The organism is Streptomyces sp. NBC_01003 (assembly GCF_045162695.1).
In the GTDB taxonomy this organism is placed as follows: domain Bacteria; phylum Actinomycetota; class Actinomycetes; order Streptomycetales; family Streptomycetaceae; genus Streptomyces.
Genome location: NZ_CP108707.1, coordinates 6,492,980 through 6,512,032, shown reverse-complemented (window position 1 = coordinate 6,512,032; position 19,053 = coordinate 6,492,980). Strand labels below are relative to the sequence as shown.

The following is a 19,053-nucleotide window of genomic DNA, read 5'->3' as shown; positions in this document are numbered from 1 at the left end:
CACCGGGAGAGACCTCATGACCACCACCGACCCCACCCTCGCCGATCTCGAACGGCGCGCCGCGGACCGCCGCGACCAGCCCGCGTACGGCCATGACGCCCTGATCACCTGCGACCGGCTGGTGCGGATCTTCTCCACCGACGGCGTCGAGGTGCAGGCGCTCCAGGGGCTCGATCTCCTGGTGCGCGAGGGCGAGTTGATGGCTCTGGTCGGCGCGTCGGGCAGCGGCAAGTCGACGCTGATGAACATCCTCGCGGGGCTCGACGAGCCGACGGCGGGAGCGGCGAAGGTCGCGGGCTGCGACCTGCTCACGATGGGCGCGAAGGAGCGCCTGCGCTACCGCAGGGACATCGTCGGCTTCGTCTGGCAGCAGACGGCCCGCAATCTGCTCCCCTATCTGACGGCAGCTCAGAATGTGGCGCTCCCGATGCAGTTGAGGGGCGGCACCAAGCGCTCACACAAGTCCCGGCGGGCCGTGGAACTCCTCGATCTGCTGGGCGTCGGCGACTGTCGCGACCGGCGTCCGCAGGCGCTGTCGGGCGGCCAGCAGCAGCGCGTCGCCATCGCGGTGGCGCTCGCGAACGAGCCGTCGGTCCTGCTCGCCGACGAACCGACCGGCGAGCTGGACTCCCACACGGGCGAGCAGATCTTCGCCGCGTTCCGCACGGCGAACGAGGAGCTGGGCACGACCATCGTGATCGTCACGCACGACCAGGCCGTCGCCTCCGAGGTCCGCCGCACCGTCGCCATCCGCGACGGCCGCACCTCGACGGAGGTCCTGCGCCGCACGGAGGTCGACGCGGCCACGGGCCAGGAGTCCCTGATCTCGCGGGAGTACGCCATGCTCGACCGCGCGGGCCGGCTCCAGCTCCCCGCGGACCACACGCGGGCGCTGGGGATGCGGGACCGGGTGCTCCTGGAGCTGGAGGAGGACCACATCGGGGTGTGGCCGGACGACACCGAGCCGGGCTGATCCTGATCCGTACCGGGAGGCAGGTGTCCGGCGCGGTCGTCAGACGGGCGACACGGAGAGGCCGGAGATCCCATTGCCGCGCCGCAGCGCCACGGAGCCGTAGGCCGTGCGCAGCCGCAGCCACGAGCCGCTGCTGAGAAGGTCGAGCGCGTCCCCGCGGAGGAATCCGAGGGACTGGGCCGCGTGGGCGGCCCGCACCGGAACCCCGGTGTCGCCGATGGTCCGTGACCAGATCTCGTGCCCGGTCCGGTCCAGTTCGGCGCGCGTGCGCGCATCGGGAGCCAACTCGTCGACCCGCGCCTTGAACTCGGCGACAGCGGCCCGTACGAGCCCGCGTACGACGTCCACGTCCGGGAAGCCGGGAACCAGCTCCCAGCCGCCGCGCGGGGGCAGGACACCGGCCCACGGAGGACCGGTCACCGCGGTGGGCACGCGCGCGGTCCCGGCGGCCTCGTCGATCGACTCGAGCAGCTCACCGGCCGACACGGTCACGTCCAGCGAGCTGTCGAGCCCGTACTCGTACGGCTTCAGGAGGCGGGCCGTGCGGATCGCGAGCACCTCGAACGACGGCGGCCGCCCGAAGACGGCAAGCGCCTGTCCGCCCGCCTGGAGCCGCACGGCGGCGGCCCGGTCGTAGTGCACGAGCCGGCCGAGGAAGGCGGCGAGGTCCGCCCCTTCCCCGGCGTCGGCGAAGTGCAGCACGGGTGCCGTCATGCGGCCAGCGCCCCCGAGCCGCTGTCGGCACTGTCGTCCATGTACTCCTGGAGGTACGCCTTCTCCTCGGCGGTGATCCGCCGGGGCCGCTGCGCCTCCAGGTTGAACGGCACAACCACGGTCGAGGCCCGCACGTAGAGCTGGTCCTCGTCCTTGATCTCGTACGCGATCGTGAGCGACGCGGCGCCGATCTTCGTCACCCACGACTCGATGGTGACCGGCGTGTGCCGGTGCACCAGCGGGCGTACGTAGTCGATCTCGTGGCGGGCCACGACGGACCCGCCGGAGAACGACGGCGACCCGTCCCCGGGCGCCAGCTGGAACATGAAGTCGATCCGCGCTTCTTCCAAGTACCGCACGAAGACAGCGTTGTTGACATGCCCGAAGGCATCCATGTCCGACCAGCGCAGGGGGCAGGCGTAGATGTGACGCACGATCAGCCTCGCGTCAGCTTCTTGTACGTGGCACGGTGCGGGCGCGCGGCGTCCGCGCCGAGGCGCTCGATCTTGTTCTTCTCGTACGACTCGAAGTTGCCCTCGAACCAGTACCACTTGGAGTCACCCTCGTAGGCGAGGATGTGCGTGGCGACCCGGTCCAGGAACCAGCGGTCGTGGGAGATGACCACGGCCGCACCCGGGAACTCGAGGAGCGCGTTCTCGAGCGACGACAGGGTCTCGACGTCGAGGTCGTTCGTCGGTTCGTCGAGGAGCAGCAGGTTGCCGCCCTCCTTGAGCGTCAGGGCGAGGTTGAGGCGGTTGCGCTCACCGCCGGACAGGACGCCGGCCGGCTTCTGCTGGTCCGGGCCCTTGAAGCCGAAGGCGCTGACGTACGCGCGCGACGGCATCTCGACCTGGCCGACGTTGATGTAGTCGAGCTCGTCCGACACGACGGCCCAGAGGGTCTTCTTGGCGTCGATGTTGGCGCGGCTCTGGTCGACGTAGGAGATCTTGACCGTGTCGCCGACCTTGATCGAGCCGTTGTCCGGCGTCTCGAGGCCCTGGATCATCTTGAACAGCGTGGTCTTGCCCGCGCCGTTCGGACCGATGACGCCGACGATGCCGTTGCGCGGCAGCGTGAACGACAGGTCGTCGATGAGGACCTTGTCGCCGAAGGCCTTGGAGAGGTTCTCGACCTCGACGACGATGCTGCCCAGGCGCGGGCCCGGCGGGATCTGGATCTCCTCGAAGTCCAGCTTCCGCATCTTGTCCGCCTCGGCGGCCATCTCCTCGTAGCGGGCGAGACGGGCCTTGGACTTGGTCTGGCGGCCCTTGGCGTTGGACCGCACCCACTCGAGCTCTTCCTTGAGCCGCTTGGCGCGCTTCTCGTCCTTGCGGCCCTCGACCTTGAGGCGCGTGGCCTTCTTGTCGAGGTACGTCGAGTAGTTGCCCTCGTAGGGGAGCGCGCGGCCGCGGTCCAGCTCGAGGATCCACTCGGCGACGTTGTTGAGGAAGTAGCGGTCGTGGGTCACGGCGACCACGGCGCCCGCGTACTTGGAGAGGTGCTGCTCCAGCCAGTTCACCGACTCGGCGTCGAGGTGGTTGGTGGGCTCGTCGAGGAGCAGCAGGTCGGGGGCCTCGATGAGGAGCTTGCACAGCGCCACGCGGCGCTTCTCGCCACCGGAGAGGTTGTTGACGGGCCAGTCGCCGGGCGGGCAGCCCAGGGCGTCCATGGCCTGCTCGAGCTGCGCGTCCAGGTCCCACGCGTTGGCGTGGTCCAGGTCCTCCTGGAGCTTGCCCATCTCCTCGAGGAGGGCGTCCGAGTAGTCGGTCGCCATGAGCTCCGCGACCTCGTTGAAGCGGTGGAGCTTCTTCATGGTGTCGGCGGCGCCGTCCTGCACGTTCTCCAGGACCGTCTTCGACTCGTCGAGCTGCGGCTCCTGCATGAGGATGCCGACGCTGAACCCGGGCGAGAGGTAGGCCTCGCCGTTCGACGGCTGCTCGAGGCCCGCCATGATCTTCAGCACCGTGGACTTACCGGCACCGTTGGGACCCACGACACCGATCTTCGCGCCGGGCAGGAAGTTCAGGGTGACGTCATCCAGAATCACCTTGTCGCCGTGCGCCTTGCGCGTCTTGCGCATGGTGTAGATGAACTCAGCCAAGAGAAACCGTCCGGCAATCGATGTGTGGGCAGATACACCCCATCTTGCCTGACGTCCATCCCTGGATGGAAACCCGTATGCGCCTGAGGCCCTGAACTGGGCGTTCGACCCGAGTCCACCACAGCAGAGCCGTCACTGTTGGTCGCCATTGGTCACCCTCGGGCAACCTCGCACGGCCCAGTGACGGCCCGGGAACGATCTCACTGACGCCCGATGGGAACCTCGTAGACGATCTCGCAGAGGGCAGCGGGTACGACGATGTCGGCTGTCTCGACGGGCCGTCCTTGATCGCTGTAGTAGGTGCGCCGAATGTGTGTCACGAGGGCGGACTTCTGAATACCGAGGAGTGACGCCTCCTCGGCGCTCGCCTGGCGCGGCTCCGGCTGCTCGACGACGTGGCTGACGGTGACGCCGATCGCCGCCATCCGATTCACGACTCCCGCCCCCGCATGCGGCCCACCTTCGGGGAGAACGACGAGCGTCCCGGCTGTGAGGTCGTACGGCTCCCAACTCGTGGACAGCTGCACAGGCCTGCCGTCGGCCAGGAACTCGTAAACAGTACGGACGCACAGATCGCCCTCAGAGACGCCGAGTCGCACCGCGATCTCGGCAGGCGCCGGCACCTTGGCTTCGGTACGACTCTCCCAGTCACCCTGCTTACCCGCGGCCTTCATGTCCGCGCGGAACGGGGAGCCGTCGGGCTGCTCACGCGCCGAGGAGCGGACAACGCGCACGCGCTGACGTGGTGCGGCGACATACGTCCCGGATCCCGCACGGCCTTCCAGTACGCCTTGGGAGATCAGCAACTCCTGGGCCCGGCGGATCACGTTCTCACCGACGCCGCACTCTTCGGCGATCTGGGCGCGGGAGGGAAGCCGGTCCCCCGGCACCCATTCCTGGTCCGCGATCCGACGTCGGAGCACGTCAGCGATGCGGAGGTACGGCGGCTGCTCAGACATATGGAAAATCTAGTCCACTAGCTCTAATCTAGTTAACTAGCTTGACCGAGAGTGATCGACGAGTGACGGGGGCGGAGCTGTGTCTGCTGCTTCGGGTGCAGGCGCCGAAGACATCGCCGCCCGACTGATCGCGCTCGGACTTACTCCCCGCGTGACAGAGCACGCCCGTCACCTGGTGATCGAAGCGGAGGTACCGGATTCGCTCCCCGCCGAGAAGTGGCGGGTGGCCCTGGAAGCAATGGCGGAGGCCGACCGATTCGGGCTCCTGGCCAACAGCCTCAACGGCCGCACGTTATGGGCCGCCGTACATACAGAGACCCCCGCGACGGGTGAGGTCCGGGGGCCTGGCAGTCAGCGATAGGAGCTGATCAGCGTGTTCAACCGTAGCTGCCGTACCGGTCACCGCACCGGCGCATGGCGTATCCCGCCTTTGGCTTTCGTCGTACTGGCAGGGACCTTCTGATGCCGCCCGGCCAGCCCCCTGGCATCACGTACGGAGCGACCGTTCCCTACAGGTCGACCGCGTGCTGGATCGGCACCCACGGTGCGTGTGCTGAACCATTCCCCGCCACCCCCGTGATCGACGCACCTCTGATCTACGAGACGTGCAGTTGTGGTTGCCATTTGATGACCGACGGAGGCAGTGCGCAAGAGGTGCCCCAATGAGGGGGTGGGCGCTCAGCGGCGTGGTGGCTGCACCTGTCGAGATCACGATGGCAAGCGTCCGGCGCGGTGACGTCATCGAAGTCGGCGGCAGTCCACACCGCGTAGCCGATCTGGTTCAACTCCCCGGAGGAGCCAAACAACTCCGGTTCGATTCCGGGGAGCTCCTGACCATGCACTCGCGGACTCGGCTGATCGCCCTCCGAGTGCTGGGAAGGCGGTGACTGACACCGTGCCCTCCCGACGCCAAGTCATCGCCGACGACATGCGAAGTCAGATCACGACCGGCCAGCTCAAAGCAGGCGAACGCCTCCCGTCCGAGACAAGACTCGCCTCCCGGTACGGAGTGAGTACGTCGACGCTGCGGAACGCTCTGGCACTCCTGCAGAGCGAAGGCCTCATCGAGAAGACCCAAGGCAAGGGGAACTTCGTCGCCCTCACGTCCCGCCGTCTCACGTACGTCGGCGGGGGTCTAAAACCCCTTGTGGCCAGCCCAATCGACTCGGTACTTCGGGCGACCGTCCGCACCACCCACCTCCAGGCGCAAGGACATCTGATCCCTCTTCTGCGGGTGCCGGCCAACACCGAACTCACTCTGTTCCTCTGCGTTCGCAATGAGGGGACCTCCCCACACAGCCTTGCCCGGATCTACGTGCCGCGCGATCTGCAGGAGCGGAACCTGCCCTGTGAGCCGCCTTCGTGCGCGAACTTCGAGGCGAAACCGGCGGCTCCCTGCCCACCACTGGCAGAGATCCGAGAACGCCTGGCAGCACGCCTGCCGACGCCCGAGGAAGTGGAAATCCTCCAGATCAGTTCCACCCTCGCCGTCCTCGACATCACTCGCGTAGCGATCGACGGAACGGGTCGCGTGGTCGAGGCAGCACTCCTGGTCCTCCCCAGCCACCGCGCAGACGCTTACTTCATCACCCACCCCGTGCCCGAAGAGAGGAAGAGGGAACGATGACGTCACCCAACGAACTGCGGCTCCTCCCATGGTCGGACCCTGAGGGCAGGGCCTGCTACTTGAGCACTGACGACGCCAACGGCTACTTGTCCCGCCTGGCCGACAACACCGAAGCCATCCAACTGGGGATGGCTGCCGAACTCCTAGACCAGGCATCAGACTTACTCACCGCGGAGAAGGTGGCATCGGGCGACTTGCGCGCCGTGGCGACGGACCTCGCGGGAGCTCTGAGGACAACTCTCAGAGTCGCTGCAAGCCGGGGCCAGCGCTTGTCGCAGCCAGACTCCGCCGACCCAGAACGAGGCGATGAGGGCCCCAGACTGCCGGCATCAGCATTCGTCTAGCCAACCCACGCACGGACGACGGAGAGCATCGGGAACAGCCCGGGCTCTCCGTCACTGCTGTTTTGGCCCTCCGGTCGACGAAGGAAGCCGTCGACCAAATGCTTAGAAGGGGCTGGTGCGCTCTGCGGTGACCAGGGTGCTGCCCTGTGCGGCAGTTTGGCCCACCGAATACTCGCGAGGAGTCTCGACACGCATTCGACAGGGATCCAAGGCGTGTCGAGCGAATCGCGGCATGCGAACGAACCTCGGAGCACTGTCAGTGCCGCGTGCAACACTGACGCTCCGCTTCATCACCGGGGGAATCGATGGACGAGATAAGCCGCGTCACCGACAGTGCTGGGCACCTTGCCATCGAGCCGCGAGGCCCACGATGGGCCCACACCGCTCTGTGCGTCCTGGACGCCGTCTTCTCCATTAACGCGCACTACGAGCGCCACACGGTTCCAACCTGCTACCGCTACGTGACCTGGGCAGGGCTATCAGACCCGCTTGTAAGCAGCGCGCATCTCCCGGTCCTCGACGAACAACCCCTCGGCGACTTCGTGACGCACGTCCAGATCGAAGGTGAAGTGGCCTTCTCCGCACAGGTCTTGCAGAACAAGCAGCGCACACGGGCAAACCTGACTGCTCCGTTGAAGGTGGAGGCCGCCCGCAGATACGCCGAGATCCTGGTCGCCAACGGCATCGAAACTCTCGCCAACGCCAACGCTCTACTCGTCGACTCGAACAGGCTGAAGCTCGTGGAACAAGCCATGGCGAGCGTGGCCGGCCACGGCTCCGGAGCGCGACTCTCCTACCTGTGGATGCTCCTGGGAGACGACGGCCTGATCAAGCCGGACCGCATGGTTCTTGGATGGCTGCGAGTGGTGCTGCAAAGGACGGTGACTTCGTCTGACGCGATCCGGCTGCTCACTGAGGCAGCAGCACGCCTGGGTTGCAAGCCGTGGGAGCTGGATCACGCTATTTGGACGCACCAACGGAACCCCTGATCGTGGCGATTGCGTGCGCGCCGGTAAAGACCTACCCGGCCGACCATGAGCACTCGGCTCCGTGAGGGCGCTTGAATACCACGTCTTCCAGCTGGTCAGGACCATGGCGACGGCTTACCGTTCTCCGTCGGTCCACGGAGGGGCGGCGCCTAGCCAGCCGGCTCATGAACGCCAAGGAGCGGTCCAGCGAGTGCCCCTGCTGTGCGCTCCTGAAGGCTGTGGCAGTCCAGAAAGCGTCGCCAGCACGTCATGCCCATGACGCGAACACGGTCACCGTGACCGATCCACCTCACTGTGTAGCCGTTGAGTCGACCAACCGTCCTCATGCATCATGTACGCCCGGTTCGTCGGCCACTCCACTCGCGAGGGCATTATGCATAGTTCGGACGCTTCAGCAGGCCAACCCTCAGGCGATGGAGCCACCCCAGCAAACTTGCCCCCACAGAGCGCAAGCATTGCGTCAACCACAACTACGACTGGTTCAACGGTGGTGTCCACCTCGACACCCTCCTCAACGGCGCCGCCGTCACCCACGCCGTCGCCTACCTCACCCGTTCCACCAGCGAATACGCCGCGTCGACGGGACGTGATCATCGATGCAGTAGTTCCCGGAACGCTGGAAATCTCACCAGATCAGCGAAGACGCAAGGTGCTGTGGACTCTGCTGACCCTTCTATTACTTGCGCTTGCGGCCTGGGCTTTCTCTTATGGACTCGACTACATTTCAGCCGAGCAGACAACCCGCCACGCGAAGGAGGCCGAAGACAGCGTGGACCGGGAAGGATCGGCTTTTACATCATCCATCCGTGAGGATAAAGACGCGATCCCTTCCGCGTACATCTTGGACCAACCCCTAACCCTGGCGGAAAAGAAGAAATTCTTACTCAAAGGGAATAGTGGCTCACTAGATTCGAAGGACCTTGAGAAAATCGTAGCGTCCCACAAGGGTCGAGGACTGGAGATGCCCGGCCTACCCGAGTCCGACGGGTACACTACGACTTGGCTTATGGATTTCTTCAGCGACAGGACCGCAGGATTGGCGATCACGGCCCTGCGGGCCAAGGAGCTGAAGTGCAGCCCCGCCGCGGCGAAGACGGTGATCTTGGTCCGACTGGAAGGTGGGGGCGCCTACGACGGAATGCATTTCAACCTATCCAGGCCAGAAACCCCTATTGCCCTAGCCCCGGGCCCGTACATGGGTAAGCCTTATTTCTCACACAAAAAAATAGATCTAGGCAACGGCGCAACGCCCGGGGGGCTGTATGCTGAAGTTTCCTCCGGTATCGAGGATTGCAGATTTGCTTTTGAAGCCGAGTATCGAGACGCGGAGGGGGTGTATCGCCAAGAGATCCGAAACGGGAAATCAGAGTTTGAGGTTCGCGGAATCCCGGCCAATCCTGAACAGATTTTCGTCGTGACACTTGAAAGTGCCACCGACTGCGGCGGACGCCCCTGGCGGAAGATTGCAGAGTGCCCCCCTCTGCCCTTTCAAAAAGGCCGATATACCATCTACTGATCCTGGGCTCCCGCGTGATCGAAATCGATGTTTGCTTCTGTCCGGTCTTCTGATCGACGGGCGAGTTGAGAAGTTTCTCCTACCTGAAACGCGCACTCGCAGTGAGTTCACGAAGAGCATGAGCCCGCACCGAGGGTATTCCGCAATGCTCAGACACAGCGCCGACCGCAACCAGGGCCATGAGTTTGAGAGTTCGGGTTATCTACGGCCTCATCACCGCCCCTACGGGCACCGCCCACGCGTCGACCTGCTGCTGTCCAATCCTGGTAGAGACACTCGCTGACGCCAACGAGCGTTGTCGAACGGGACCTCGCCACCGCCCCGGGTCACAGCTCCGGAGGGCCCGTGCGCTTCGACCGTTCCTGCTGGTCAGCCGCTGGTAGAGAGTCGACGCCGGGGATTTCGTCCACGGGTAGTCCGCGCCTCAACAGGTGCTCGGGGAGGCACCAGACGGATCAGCAGAAGTGCAAGGGGGAGGTTGACAGACAGCGGACTCAGTCCACCGTCTGTGGCGCCTGCGGGTCTACCCCTGAGTACCGCTGTCCGCCAACCCGCGTTCGGCAGAAGCACGAAATCGCCGTGCGGGCTTTGTTATCCACGATCCACGGCGAGGTGCAGTGGAAGACACCTCCAGACGTCCCCCTCCACCACAGTTCGGCTCAGGAGAGCCCTGCCAACTGGCCGTTGTTAGGCAGGGCATCACTGGAGTGCACCTCGGGTGGGTGTATAGCTTTGGCGGCGCGTCGCGTGCCGTAACGCTCGCGTAAGACGTAGCTGCTGATATCTCAAGCCGCCTAGCTCACCCGCAGTATCCCAATCGCTGGAAGGCGCCTATAAGGCTTCTCCTCGGCGATACTGCCTATTATTGCTTTCCTCCAATGGCGGCCACACTCCTATAGAGCGCAGAAATTTCGTTGGGTGAAACGGGTTCCCGAGTGGCCGTCCCCAGGCGCTCAGCCGGATGAGGGGCGAAGATGAGCGGACCAGGATCGTCGAGAGAATCATCTTGCGTAATGAGTAGTGTGGCGACAGGTGCTTGGGTAATTAGGGTCTCATGAATTGACCTGGATGGGATTCGATAAATCTGGCCGGCTGTCACGTGGCGACGATTGACCTCTTGTAGATGCGCTCTCCCTTCGTAAGTGAAGTCATTTATCTCCCCGTACGATACTCGAATTACATCGTGAGTCCCACGAGGGTCAGGAACTGCCCTAATTGCAACATCAGTCAGCTGGCCAGCTAGCACCATACTGTCCAGGTGCCACATATGATCGTGAACTAGGCCGAGTGCATCGCCGCCTGAAGTGGACTCCGTCCACACATGCATGCGCACCCGTGCACCCTTCGGCATTTCACCAACAAGTCCGGTGAGCTCGGCGTGCACAAATCCGAGAGGGTGTCGAAATGCACTGAAGCTATCCGGTCCATTGGCGAGAAAGCCAAGCAGCTCCCGAGCGTCGAGCGAAACACGCTCACCTTCTGAGCCTGATCGCATCACATTGACTGCATGCCGGAGTGGGTCCATTTTAATTTGACCTCCCCTTGAAGGGTAGTTGCGCGATTTTCTCGAAATCGAGATTCTGGCTGTCGGCCCAGCCGGTTAGGAGGGGTTGGCTTGGCTGATCTGAGCTTCTGCTGGGTCGAACTCGTACAGCTTCGAGCGCGTCCATAACGTGCTGTGCCCTGACGTCTCTCCACTGATGCGGGAACATGCCCTCGTCGGACGGCAGTACGACAGTAGGGAGCCCTTTGCCGGCTTGTCCCAGCTCATCCCGGACCGAAGTGCAATACCATCCCCCCGCCGGAGCGTAAATGGCCCGCTCCTGCATGTCCGGTACGGTGACAATCAGTCCGGCGTTGCTCAAGTCGTAGCGGAGCGGGCTGTAATTAGAAAGGAATGAGATCTCAGGATTTACACGAGTGCGTTGCTGATACCAGGCCGCTGCATACAAAAGTGCAAGCAGCTCGTCACGGACACTCTGGGGGTCTGTAGTTCCGGTCCGTTGGCCCGCGCTCGCGCGATAATTAGCGTAGCGACTACACAAGTCCTCGTTGGCTGGGTTTAGGATATGCATCACGTACGAGATATCCTGATTCATTACGTTCGCTAGGGCAGGAAGGGCAGTGCTTCGCTGCCAGCCCCCTAGGCCTCCGCGAAAGTGCCATGAACTTGCCGATTCCAGGAGTTCATCAAGGCGCCTTCCGATTTCCTCCCGGGGGATCTCGATCACATGAGCCCCCGCACCTCGGATTTCAATATCTTGCTTGATAGCGCCTAGATCAGTTACGACATTCTGCAGCGCTCCCTTTTGTGCGACAGCGGCCTTCTTGCTAGCTAGAAGCGTTACTAGAAATGAACTCAAAACTACGATGGCCGCTGCAGACAAGAATTCCTGGCCGAGAGAAACAATATTAAACATGTCGAGTAGTGTGACCACGGCAATTGCTGCGATCGTGAGGAACGTGACGGCATCGCCCGGAGACTCTTTTGCCGCGTTTAGGATATTCCTGAATCGAGAGGACGTCATGCCGAGATGATAGCTACCGCCCAGCAGTACCGCTTATAGAATGTGAAGTTTGGGGAAGCTCTGCTCCAGCCAGCGCTGGACCGCAATCAGGTGGTGTGGCCGTGCTGGCGGAGGACGTCCACCACGTCCTTCCCGCAGACGAGCGCGATGGGATGGCCGTCTTCGTGCACCTCTTCCTGCACCTGTTTGTGGAAGTAGGAGGTGGTGATGAGGACGCCGAAGTTGCGGTGGCGTATGCGGGAGATGAGGCGGGAGACTTCCCTGACTCCTGCAGAGTTGGTGGCTGCGTAGCACTTGGCTTCGAGGGCGAAGTCGATGGTGATGGTGTTGGCCGCCGGCCCGAGGATGTACTGATCGACGGCGTCCCGTACGCCGTCGCGGCTAGGGCGGGTAACGTCGCAGGCACCGGTGCGCGGTGCGATCAGACGCCAGACGGCGACGGCGCAGCGCCGCAATCTGGCGCGCCACCTCAGGTCAGCGCTTCCAGAACTATCGCGCTCGCGCCCGGTCCAGGGATGGGGGCTCGCCACGGCGATCGGCCGCAAGGGTGCACGATGCACTCGCTGCCCTTGGTTTGACCTGCCTGTCACCTGCAGTGACGACCCGCTGGCGCACATAGTCGTTGCGGTCTTGCGTCGCGGTTGTCAGGCCGTCGGACTCTCGCTAGCCAGCCCGTCCAGCCTCATTGCGGGATGTCCAGGGCATCAACTACCTCTATTGGGTAGAGTTTTGTCGACCTTTCACGGACGCTCAGGGGGACTCCATGGTCGAAATCGTTGTCGCGTTGATCGGAGGGGCGGCTGTGGTCGGCGGTACCGTGATCACCGCTCGCTGGACACGTTCACGCCCCACTGACAACCGAGCGCCCGACTCCTCGCCCCCTGCCAGCAACACGAACGATGGCGGCACCACCAACGCCCCGCGCTCGTCGCAGCCGGACGGTGGCGCCGCCAACGCGCCTCAGCCCCCTCGTGGCGCACGGTCTGGCGGCGTGACCGTCAACGGACAATTCATTGAAACAAACAACGGGACCGTGTCGCAGAACAATTACCGCGACGGTAAGAAGTGAGACTCCCGACTGGCGGCAATACAGGTTGGCTTGGGATAGCCCAGTATGTACTCGGCACCATATTGGCCATCTTTTTTATATTGGTTGGGGTTGACCTAATCAATCACTATTTCCCTTATGTGTTACCAAGCCTCGAATGGCTATTGGGGCGACTAGTACGGCTATCCACCGATGAGCATGTCGGATCGTTTGTGCGAGACAGAGTTGTCGTGTTCGCGCTAATTGGCGTGGTGTTCGTGCTATGGGTCACACATAAATGGCCCACCTTAGTAAAGACGATCGGCCAGGCTCTTAATCCATTTGCCCGGGTCGGCGTGGCCACCGTCTCGGCTGCCGCCGCCGTCTTGATTGCGCTTATTCTGGCTGGCCCGCTCGGGCAATCCAGAAGCGACGGTGAGTGCACTTCATCTTTTCACCTGAGCCTGGGCCATGCGCCCGCACTGGCGAGCAACACTAAGTGCGATGGAGGGGACCGTGGCCGAGACGGCGATTGATCAGTACATTCAACACAATAATGGCAACGTATTTCAGACGATCATCAACAATGAAGCGATCGACGACGAGACTAAGCGAAACGTAAGAAAGTTGGCGGTCTCATCACCTGAGATGTTGGCCAAAGTAGATGAGATGCTAAAAGAATCGGGCGACGTGAAGGCGGCTGCGGCGCTGATTCGGGATGCAGGTGGCATTCTGACCAGTGACGCTGCTCCATCAGCCCAATTCACTGACGAGGGCGACGACCCTATGTTCCCCGGGAAAGGTGAACGGGAACTGCGTAAGGCGGTGGCTAGCCCTTTCCTTCTATTAATTGTGGTGGTCGCCCTAATCCTCTTCCTGTAATCGAATACTGGAAGCCTCTATCGGCATTTTGCATTGAAGTTCGAATGTGAGATTAGGTGCGCCGAAAGCTGGTCTCTACCCACCACTCACCCCGGCTCCCATCCCGTCCGCCGTCGACCCACACACCGTGGAGCGGGCGTGGTTCATGGCGTCCAGGTGGAGCGCGCCACTGTACGAACGACCTGGACGCCATGGGCCGCGTCTGCTCGGCTCTGCCTGGGTCGACGGTGGACGGGATGGGAGCCCCCACGCTCGCCACGATGTGCCCGCGGCCGGGAACGGCGCCCCCTCCCACCCGGTGCCGGCCGATCCCCCGCCGGAGGCATCGTTCTTGACCCGCGAGGAACATCCCGCCCTTGCCCGCATGCACGCAGCGCGCCGCCGGGCGCGGCCAGCCGGGGCGAAGACAGGAGGCAGGCCGCGCCGCAGAGGCGGCGCGCGCCCGCGCCGTGCGCGGGCCTTGATGAAGTAGGGAAAGTTCTATCGCGCCGGGGTCAGGCGCTTGCCGTCATGGCTCCGCACATGAGGGCCGGCACCATCAAGGGCATCTAGGAGCCGGATCGAGTAGACCTCGGCCATGTACTGCGTGACCTCGTCGGGTGTCAGCCACTCAACGGCCGTCGACTCACTCGACGTTCGCTCGACACCGCCAGCGGGCTTGCAGCGGAACACCAGGGCCACAATGCCTCGGGTCGTGTTCTTGTAGACCCCGGTCAGCTCGTCAACCTCGACGTGGATGCCCGTTTCTTCCCAGACCTCGCGGCGTACGCCTGCTTCCGGGGTCTCGTCGAGCTCGAGTACGCCGCCGGGGAGCTCCCAGGTGCCATTGTCCGCGCGGCGGATTGCCAGCAGTCGGCCGTCATCGCGGACCACCACTCCGGCTACGGACACGGAGTGCAGTGGCGTTGACTGGCCTTCCTTGGCGCTGTTACTCATGTACAGGAGCATAGGAGGAAGAGAAGGACTATGGGAACTGCAGCAGGAGAGGGGAGGGCCGTACCTCGGTACGTGCAGATCGCTGAAGACATCGTTCAGCAGATCAGGGGCGGAGTCCTCAAGCCCGGAGACATGGTGCCGAGTGAGTCGGAGCTGGTCGACCGCTACGAGGTCTCGGGCGGCACGATTCGTAAGGCCATGGTCGAGGTGCGGGCCAGTGGGCTCGTGGAGACCCGGCACGGCAAGGGCTCGATTGTGAAGGACCGGCCGCCGGTGCGGCATCGCTCCTCGGATCGCTTCCGCCGTGCGCACCGCCAGGGCGGCAAGGCTGCCTACCTCGCCGAGTCCGCGCAGTCCGGCGCAACAGCAAAGGTCAGCGTGCTCTACATCGGGCCCATGGAGGCCCCGGAGGATGCGGCCGAGCGCCTCGGTGTTTCGGCCGGCACTCAGGTCCTCGCGCGTCGGCGCCTCTACTTCCGCAACGGCACCCCGGTCGAGACTGCCTCCTCCTACCTCCCGTGGGACGTCGTTAAGGACATCCCCGAGCTGTTCGCCGAGAACCCCGGCGGTGGCGGCATCTACGCCCGACTCGAAGACCATGGGCACGAGTTCGCCGAGTTCGTCGAGACGCTGCAAGCGCGGCCGGCCTCCAAGGCGGAGGCATCCGAACTGGCGCTTAGCCCCGGTGCGCCAGTGGTTCACCTGATCCGTGAGGCTCGTACGGCCGAAGGTCGCGTGGTCGAGGTGTGCGACACCCTCATGGCCGCTGACCAGTTCGTTTTCGAGTACCGGATCCCCGCAGCCGACTGACGCACGCTCAACTCCTCACAGCCCGCCGTGACTTATCTGTCGCGGCGGGTTGACTCATGTATAGGAGTGTTGCACTCTTCTTCATGTCACTCATGTACATGAGTGACGGAGTCCAGCCTCTATATAGGAGTGATCCGCTGTGCGTCAGATCCCCGTCGACACCTCCACCGCCACCGTGATGGTCGCCAAGACCCCGCAGACCAAGATCAAGGACCGCCGGACCGGCGAGATCGCCCTGGATGCCGAGACCGGCGGCAAGTTGATGACCGTGGACGTGATGTTCGCGGCCAACGACGAGGTGGAGATCCTGTCCGTCACCGTCCCCGAGACCGGCGTCTCCGACGAGCTGACCATGGGCACCCCGGTCGCGCTCACCGGCCTGATCGCCCGCCCGTGGGAGAACGAGTTCAACGGCCAGAAGCGGCACGGCATCGCCTTCCGTGCCGTCGCCGTCACCTCACTGATCGCCGGTGCGGCCAAGGCCAAGGTGGCCTGATCATGGGCGAGTTCCTCGTCATCATGCTCGTGGTGGTGGCCGTCGCCGCAGGTCTTCTGCGGTGGCGGCGCCCCGCCTGGTACTGGCTCTGCTTCGGCGCCTTACTGGCGTCGGTGCGGCTCCTGGTCCGCTATGCCTCTGTGATGGAGGCCTGCGGGCTCACGGTCCCGCCTTCACGCTGGCGCCTCGCATTCGCCCGGATGGCCAACCGGCCGGTTCCGGAGTCGCGTTCACCGCGCATCCTGCGCCTACGCCCCACCCGGACTGGCCTCGTCTTACGGCTCAAGCTCCGCCCCGGACAGGACGCCTTCGACTTCTCCGCCGCCACCGACCGGCTCCGCCACTCCTTCGGGATGCACGGTGTCAGCTCTCGTGAACTCCGCTCCGGGGTCGTGGAGTTGCGGATGACCGGCTACGACGTCCTCCAGCGTGTCCAAATGCCCGCCCCCAGCACCTCCGGAAGCACGTCACCGCTCCGCGTCCCGGTCGCCCTGCGCGAGGACGGAGCGATCCACTACCGCGACTACCGCGCGGTTCCGCACGGCCTGACCCTCGGCGCCACCGAGTCCGGCAAGTCCGTCTACCAGCGCAACCTCGTCTGCGGCCTCGCCCCGCTCGACGTCGCCCTGGTCGGCATCGACTGCAAACAGGGAGTCGAACTCTTCCCGCTCGCCCGTCGCTTCTCGGCGCTGGCCGACAACCCGAATACCGCGCTCGACCTCCTCGAAGCGCTCGTTGCCCACATGGCCGACGTCTACCAGCTCATACGCGCCCAACAGCGCGTCAGCGTCGGCGTCCCGGACGCGGAGATCGCCGCCGACATCTGGGACCTGCCCGCTGACCTGCGCCCGACCCCGGTCGTCGTCCTGGTCGACGAGGTCGCCGAACTCGCCCTCTTCGCAAGCAGGGACGAGGAGAAGCGCCGCGACCGCATCATCACCGCGCTGGTCCGCCTCGCCCAGCTCGGCCGCGCGGCCGGCGTCTACCTGGAGATCTGCGGACAGCGCTTCGGCTCTGAACTCGGCAAGGGCATCACCATGCTCCGCGCCCAGCTCACCGGCCGCACCGCCCACCGCGTCAACGACGAGACCAGCGCCAACATGGCCTTCGGAGACATCTCCCCGGACGCCGTGATCGCCGCCATCCAGATCTCACCCGACACCCCCGGCATCGCCGTCGCCGGTGACTCGACCGGCGGCTGGACCCGCATCCGCGCCCCGCACACCTCGCTGCGCGACGCCGTGAACCTCTGCAACGCCCACGCCGACCGCGCCCCGGACCTTCCCGCGCTCGCCGCCTTCCGGCCCGCCGTCGCCGCGTCCTCCCCGGCCACCGTGCCGCTCACCAAGGCCGCCCCGGTCACGGCCTGACCCCCTCCGCTCCACGGTCGGCGCGACCGCCCCGCGTCAGCTCCATACCCCGCCCATGCCGAAAACAGGAGGCCAACCCATGGACGCCAACGAGGACTTCGCCCGCACAGCCGCCCTCCTCGGCGCGCTCGACCTCTACGAGCGGCGCTACGAGACCGACGCCGCGTTCGTCCAGGTCCTCGCCCCCGCGCTCGCCCTGTCCCTCCCGATCGGGGTCCTGCCACCCATGCCGTACCGCGACAGCGACGACCCCACGGAGGACTGACCCATGGCGGCCCGCACCGTGCTCCGCCCGGACGCCGTCCTCGTCCAGGCCGTCATCGCCGGAGCCCTCTCCTTCGCCCACCTCCACGACCTGGCCGCCGCTGCCGGACAAGACGGCTGGAAGGCCTGGGCCTACCCGGTCAGCGTCGACCTGCTCCTGGTCGCCGCCTGGCGCCGACTCCGCGCCGACCGCCGTTCCCGACTCGCCTGGTGCTGGTTCGCCGTCGCGCTGTTCGCCTCGCTCGGCGCCAACATCGCCACCGCCGGACTGCTCGACATCCAGCACCCGCCCGCCTGGCTCCGGATCGGAGTCTCCGGATGGCCCGCGATCGCCTTCCTCGGCGGCACGCTCCTCGCCCACACCACCACTCCGACACCGACCGCGCCGGTTCCGCCGGCACCCACGGCCGCCCCACACCCCGAACCCGAGATCCAGGAGCCGACTCCTCCCACCCCGGAAGCCGTCGAGACCCCGGCCCGCGAGGAAGCCCCAGCCCTACCGGCCGCCGCCGAACCCGCGGATTCCGCCCCCGCCGTCCCGGCAGCCCTCGTCGCCCACGCCCGCAAGGTCGCCGACGACTACCAGACCCGTACCGGTTCCGCAATCGACACCGACACCCTGCGGTCCCGCCTCGGTGTCCCGCCCCAGCTGGCCGATGCCATCGCCGCCCAACTCGCCTGACCTGAAGGGAGAACCACCGTGCCCGCTCACGACCACTTCCACTCGGTGATGCAGATCGGCCCGGTGCAGATCGGCACCCACCGCGAACGCCACGGCCACACCAAGCACGCCGCCGTGTGCACCGCCGACCGCTGCGGCTGGTCCTCGGACTACTCCAGCCAGTCCGCCGCCCAGCTCGCCGCCCGCACCCACCGCTGCAAGGTCCGCTGAGGAGACACCCATGGACGTCCCGCTCTGGTTCTTCGTCGCCTGCGTCGGCGTAGTCGGCATCAAGCTCATCCGCCCGCCTTGGTGGCTCGTCGCCCTCCTGCTCCTCGGCGGCTACCTCCTCGCCGACAGCCTCCTGGCCCCGGCCATCGACACCGCCGTCAAGTAACCGCACACCGAAGGGAGAACGCTCCGATGCTGCTGCGCCCCAACGTCCCAGCCATGCCCGCCCCGACCGGTCAGGTCACCCCGCCAGCCGTGGTCGAGCCGACAACGATCACGCGCCACGCCCCGGCCACGACCACCGCTCCGGCTCCGACCTCGGCCCGCCCCACGATTCAGCTCACGTCCGGCGGCCTGATCACCCTCGTCGTCGGCGGCACGACCGTCGTCCTGGTCCTCGGCGCCGTCCTGGTCTCGCTACTCCTCGCGGTCGCCATCACCGCCGGATCGACCGCCATCACCGCGCTCGTCATCCGCTCGCTCATGAACAGCAACACCAAGCGCCGCTGACCGGCCCCCGGGCGGCCTGATACCGCCAAGCATCCACCGCCCGGGAGCCGTGCCCCCACCGATCCAAGAACCGGAAGGAACCACAAGCATGGCCCACCGGACCCGCTCTCCGCAC

At 65.2% G+C, this 19,053-nt stretch carries 22 protein-coding genes; 15 read left to right on the top strand and 7 right to left on the bottom strand.

Going from position 1 to position 19,053, the window contains the following annotated elements; all coding sequences use genetic code 11:
• The first annotated feature begins 16 nt into the window (after positions 1 to 16).
• Entirely contained in the window at positions 17 to 973 is a 957-nt protein-coding gene (locus tag OG698_RS29745) for an ABC transporter ATP-binding protein (RefSeq protein ID WP_384244389.1), read from the top strand.
• 39 nt (positions 974 to 1,012) lie between these two features.
• On the opposite strand, the gene OG698_RS29740 is transcribed toward OG698_RS29745, so the two are convergent.
• The 4 genes from OG698_RS29740 to OG698_RS29725 all read right to left on the bottom strand — a co-directional run bounded on the left by OG698_RS29740 (position 1,013) and on the right by OG698_RS29725 (position 4,747).
• The gene (locus OG698_RS29740) at positions 1,013 to 1,687 is read right to left on the bottom strand and encodes a hypothetical protein (protein WP_406106645.1); all 675 of its coding nucleotides are present in this window, start codon (positions 1,685 to 1,687) and stop codon (positions 1,013 to 1,015) included.
• A complete protein-coding gene (locus OG698_RS29735; RefSeq protein ID WP_399978273.1) occupies positions 1,684 to 2,124 on the bottom strand; it encodes an acyl-CoA thioesterase in 441 nt (146 codons plus the stop codon). The genes OG698_RS29740 and OG698_RS29735 overlap by 4 nt, the downstream gene beginning before the upstream one ends.
• Positions 2,124 to 3,788, bottom strand: a complete 1,665-nt coding sequence (gene ettA, locus OG698_RS29730) for an energy-dependent translational throttle protein EttA (RefSeq protein WP_326712961.1) — start codon at positions 3,786 to 3,788, stop codon at positions 2,124 to 2,126. Before ettA ends, OG698_RS29735 begins: the two co-directional genes overlap by 1 nt.
• A 200-nt stretch (positions 3,789 to 3,988) precedes the next feature.
• Positions 3,989 to 4,747, bottom strand: a complete 759-nt coding sequence (locus OG698_RS29725; RefSeq protein WP_406106644.1) for a GntR family transcriptional regulator — start codon at positions 4,745 to 4,747, stop codon at positions 3,989 to 3,991.
• Positions 4,748 to 4,826: 79 nt separating this feature from the next.
• Here OG698_RS29725 and OG698_RS29720 point away from each other — a divergent pair, with 79 nt between their 5' ends.
• From OG698_RS29720 to OG698_RS29705, 4 genes are all read left to right on the top strand, one after another.
• Entirely contained in the window at positions 4,827 to 5,108 is a 282-nt protein-coding gene (locus OG698_RS29720) for a hypothetical protein (protein WP_406106642.1), read from the top strand.
• A gap of 522 nt (positions 5,109 to 5,630) precedes the next feature.
• Positions 5,631 to 6,374, top strand: coding sequence for a GntR family transcriptional regulator (locus OG698_RS29715; protein ID WP_406106640.1), 744 nt, complete (start codon positions 5,631 to 5,633; stop codon positions 6,372 to 6,374).
• 649 nt (positions 6,375 to 7,023) lie between these two features.
• Positions 7,024 to 7,707: a hypothetical protein gene (locus OG698_RS29710; RefSeq protein ID WP_406106639.1), complete on the top strand. Its 684-nt coding sequence runs from the start codon at positions 7,024 to 7,026 to the stop codon at positions 7,705 to 7,707.
• A gap of 586 nt (positions 7,708 to 8,293) precedes the next feature.
• Positions 8,294 to 9,223 (top strand): hypothetical protein, encoded by a 930-nt coding sequence (locus tag OG698_RS29705; RefSeq protein WP_406106637.1) that lies wholly within the window; start codon positions 8,294 to 8,296, stop codon positions 9,221 to 9,223.
• A 1,526-nt stretch (positions 9,224 to 10,749) separates the two neighbouring features.
• On the opposite strand, the gene OG698_RS29700 is transcribed toward OG698_RS29705, so the two are convergent.
• The gene (locus OG698_RS29700; protein WP_406106636.1) at positions 10,750 to 11,751 is read right to left on the bottom strand and encodes a hypothetical protein; all 1,002 of its coding nucleotides are present in this window, start codon (positions 11,749 to 11,751) and stop codon (positions 10,750 to 10,752) included.
• 86 nt (positions 11,752 to 11,837) lie between these two features.
• Positions 11,838 to 12,206, bottom strand: coding sequence for a restriction endonuclease (locus OG698_RS29695; RefSeq protein WP_406106634.1), 369 nt, complete (start codon positions 12,204 to 12,206; stop codon positions 11,838 to 11,840).
• 308 nt (positions 12,207 to 12,514) lie between these two features.
• Here OG698_RS29695 and OG698_RS29690 point away from each other — a divergent pair, with 308 nt between their 5' ends.
• Together OG698_RS29690 and OG698_RS29685 are read left to right on the top strand one after the other, a co-directional pair.
• A complete protein-coding gene (locus OG698_RS29690) occupies positions 12,515 to 12,820 on the top strand; it encodes a hypothetical protein (RefSeq protein ID WP_406106632.1) in 306 nt (101 codons plus the stop codon).
• Between the two features lie 474 nt (positions 12,821 to 13,294).
• Positions 13,295 to 13,660 carry a hypothetical protein gene (locus tag OG698_RS29685; RefSeq protein ID WP_406106631.1) on the top strand — a complete coding sequence of 122 codons (366 nt, stop codon included), beginning with the start codon at positions 13,295 to 13,297 and terminating at the stop codon, positions 13,658 to 13,660.
• Positions 13,661 to 14,140: 480 nt separating this feature from the next.
• Here the strand turns inward: OG698_RS29685 and OG698_RS29680 are convergent, their stop codons facing one another.
• Positions 14,141 to 14,608: an NUDIX hydrolase gene (locus tag OG698_RS29680; RefSeq protein WP_406106629.1), complete on the bottom strand. Its 468-nt coding sequence runs from the start codon at positions 14,606 to 14,608 to the stop codon at positions 14,141 to 14,143.
• An 18-nt stretch (positions 14,609 to 14,626) separates the two neighbouring features.
• Here OG698_RS29680 and OG698_RS29675 point away from each other — a divergent pair, with 18 nt between their 5' ends.
• From OG698_RS29675 to OG698_RS29640, 8 genes are all read left to right on the top strand, one after another.
• Complete coding sequence (locus OG698_RS29675) at positions 14,627 to 15,406, top strand: GntR family transcriptional regulator (protein WP_406106628.1); 780 nt, start codon at positions 14,627 to 14,629, stop codon at positions 15,404 to 15,406.
• Positions 15,407 to 15,545: 139 nt separating this feature from the next.
• Complete coding sequence (locus OG698_RS29670) at positions 15,546 to 15,902, top strand: hypothetical protein (RefSeq protein ID WP_406106626.1); 357 nt, start codon at positions 15,546 to 15,548, stop codon at positions 15,900 to 15,902.
• A gap of 2 nt (positions 15,903 to 15,904) precedes the next feature.
• Complete coding sequence (locus tag OG698_RS29665) at positions 15,905 to 17,272, top strand: FtsK/SpoIIIE domain-containing protein (RefSeq protein WP_406106625.1); 1,368 nt, start codon at positions 15,905 to 15,907, stop codon at positions 17,270 to 17,272.
• Between the two features lie 79 nt (positions 17,273 to 17,351).
• Positions 17,352 to 17,537: a hypothetical protein gene (locus OG698_RS29660; protein WP_406106624.1), complete on the top strand. Its 186-nt coding sequence runs from the start codon at positions 17,352 to 17,354 to the stop codon at positions 17,535 to 17,537.
• A gap of 3 nt (positions 17,538 to 17,540) precedes the next feature.
• Positions 17,541 to 18,218, top strand: coding sequence for a DUF2637 domain-containing protein (locus tag OG698_RS29655; RefSeq protein ID WP_406106623.1), 678 nt, complete (start codon positions 17,541 to 17,543; stop codon positions 18,216 to 18,218).
• Positions 18,219 to 18,236: 18 nt separating this feature from the next.
• Positions 18,237 to 18,428: a mobile element transfer protein gene (locus OG698_RS29650; protein WP_406106622.1), complete on the top strand. Its 192-nt coding sequence runs from the start codon at positions 18,237 to 18,239 to the stop codon at positions 18,426 to 18,428.
• A gap of 10 nt (positions 18,429 to 18,438) precedes the next feature.
• Positions 18,439 to 18,594, top strand: a complete 156-nt coding sequence (locus tag OG698_RS29645) for a hypothetical protein (protein ID WP_227295273.1) — start codon at positions 18,439 to 18,441, stop codon at positions 18,592 to 18,594.
• Between the two features lie 29 nt (positions 18,595 to 18,623).
• Positions 18,624 to 18,938: a SpdD-like protein gene (locus OG698_RS29640; RefSeq protein ID WP_406111363.1), complete on the top strand. Its 315-nt coding sequence runs from the start codon at positions 18,624 to 18,626 to the stop codon at positions 18,936 to 18,938.
• The last annotated feature ends 115 nt before the right edge of the window (positions 18,939 to 19,053 follow it).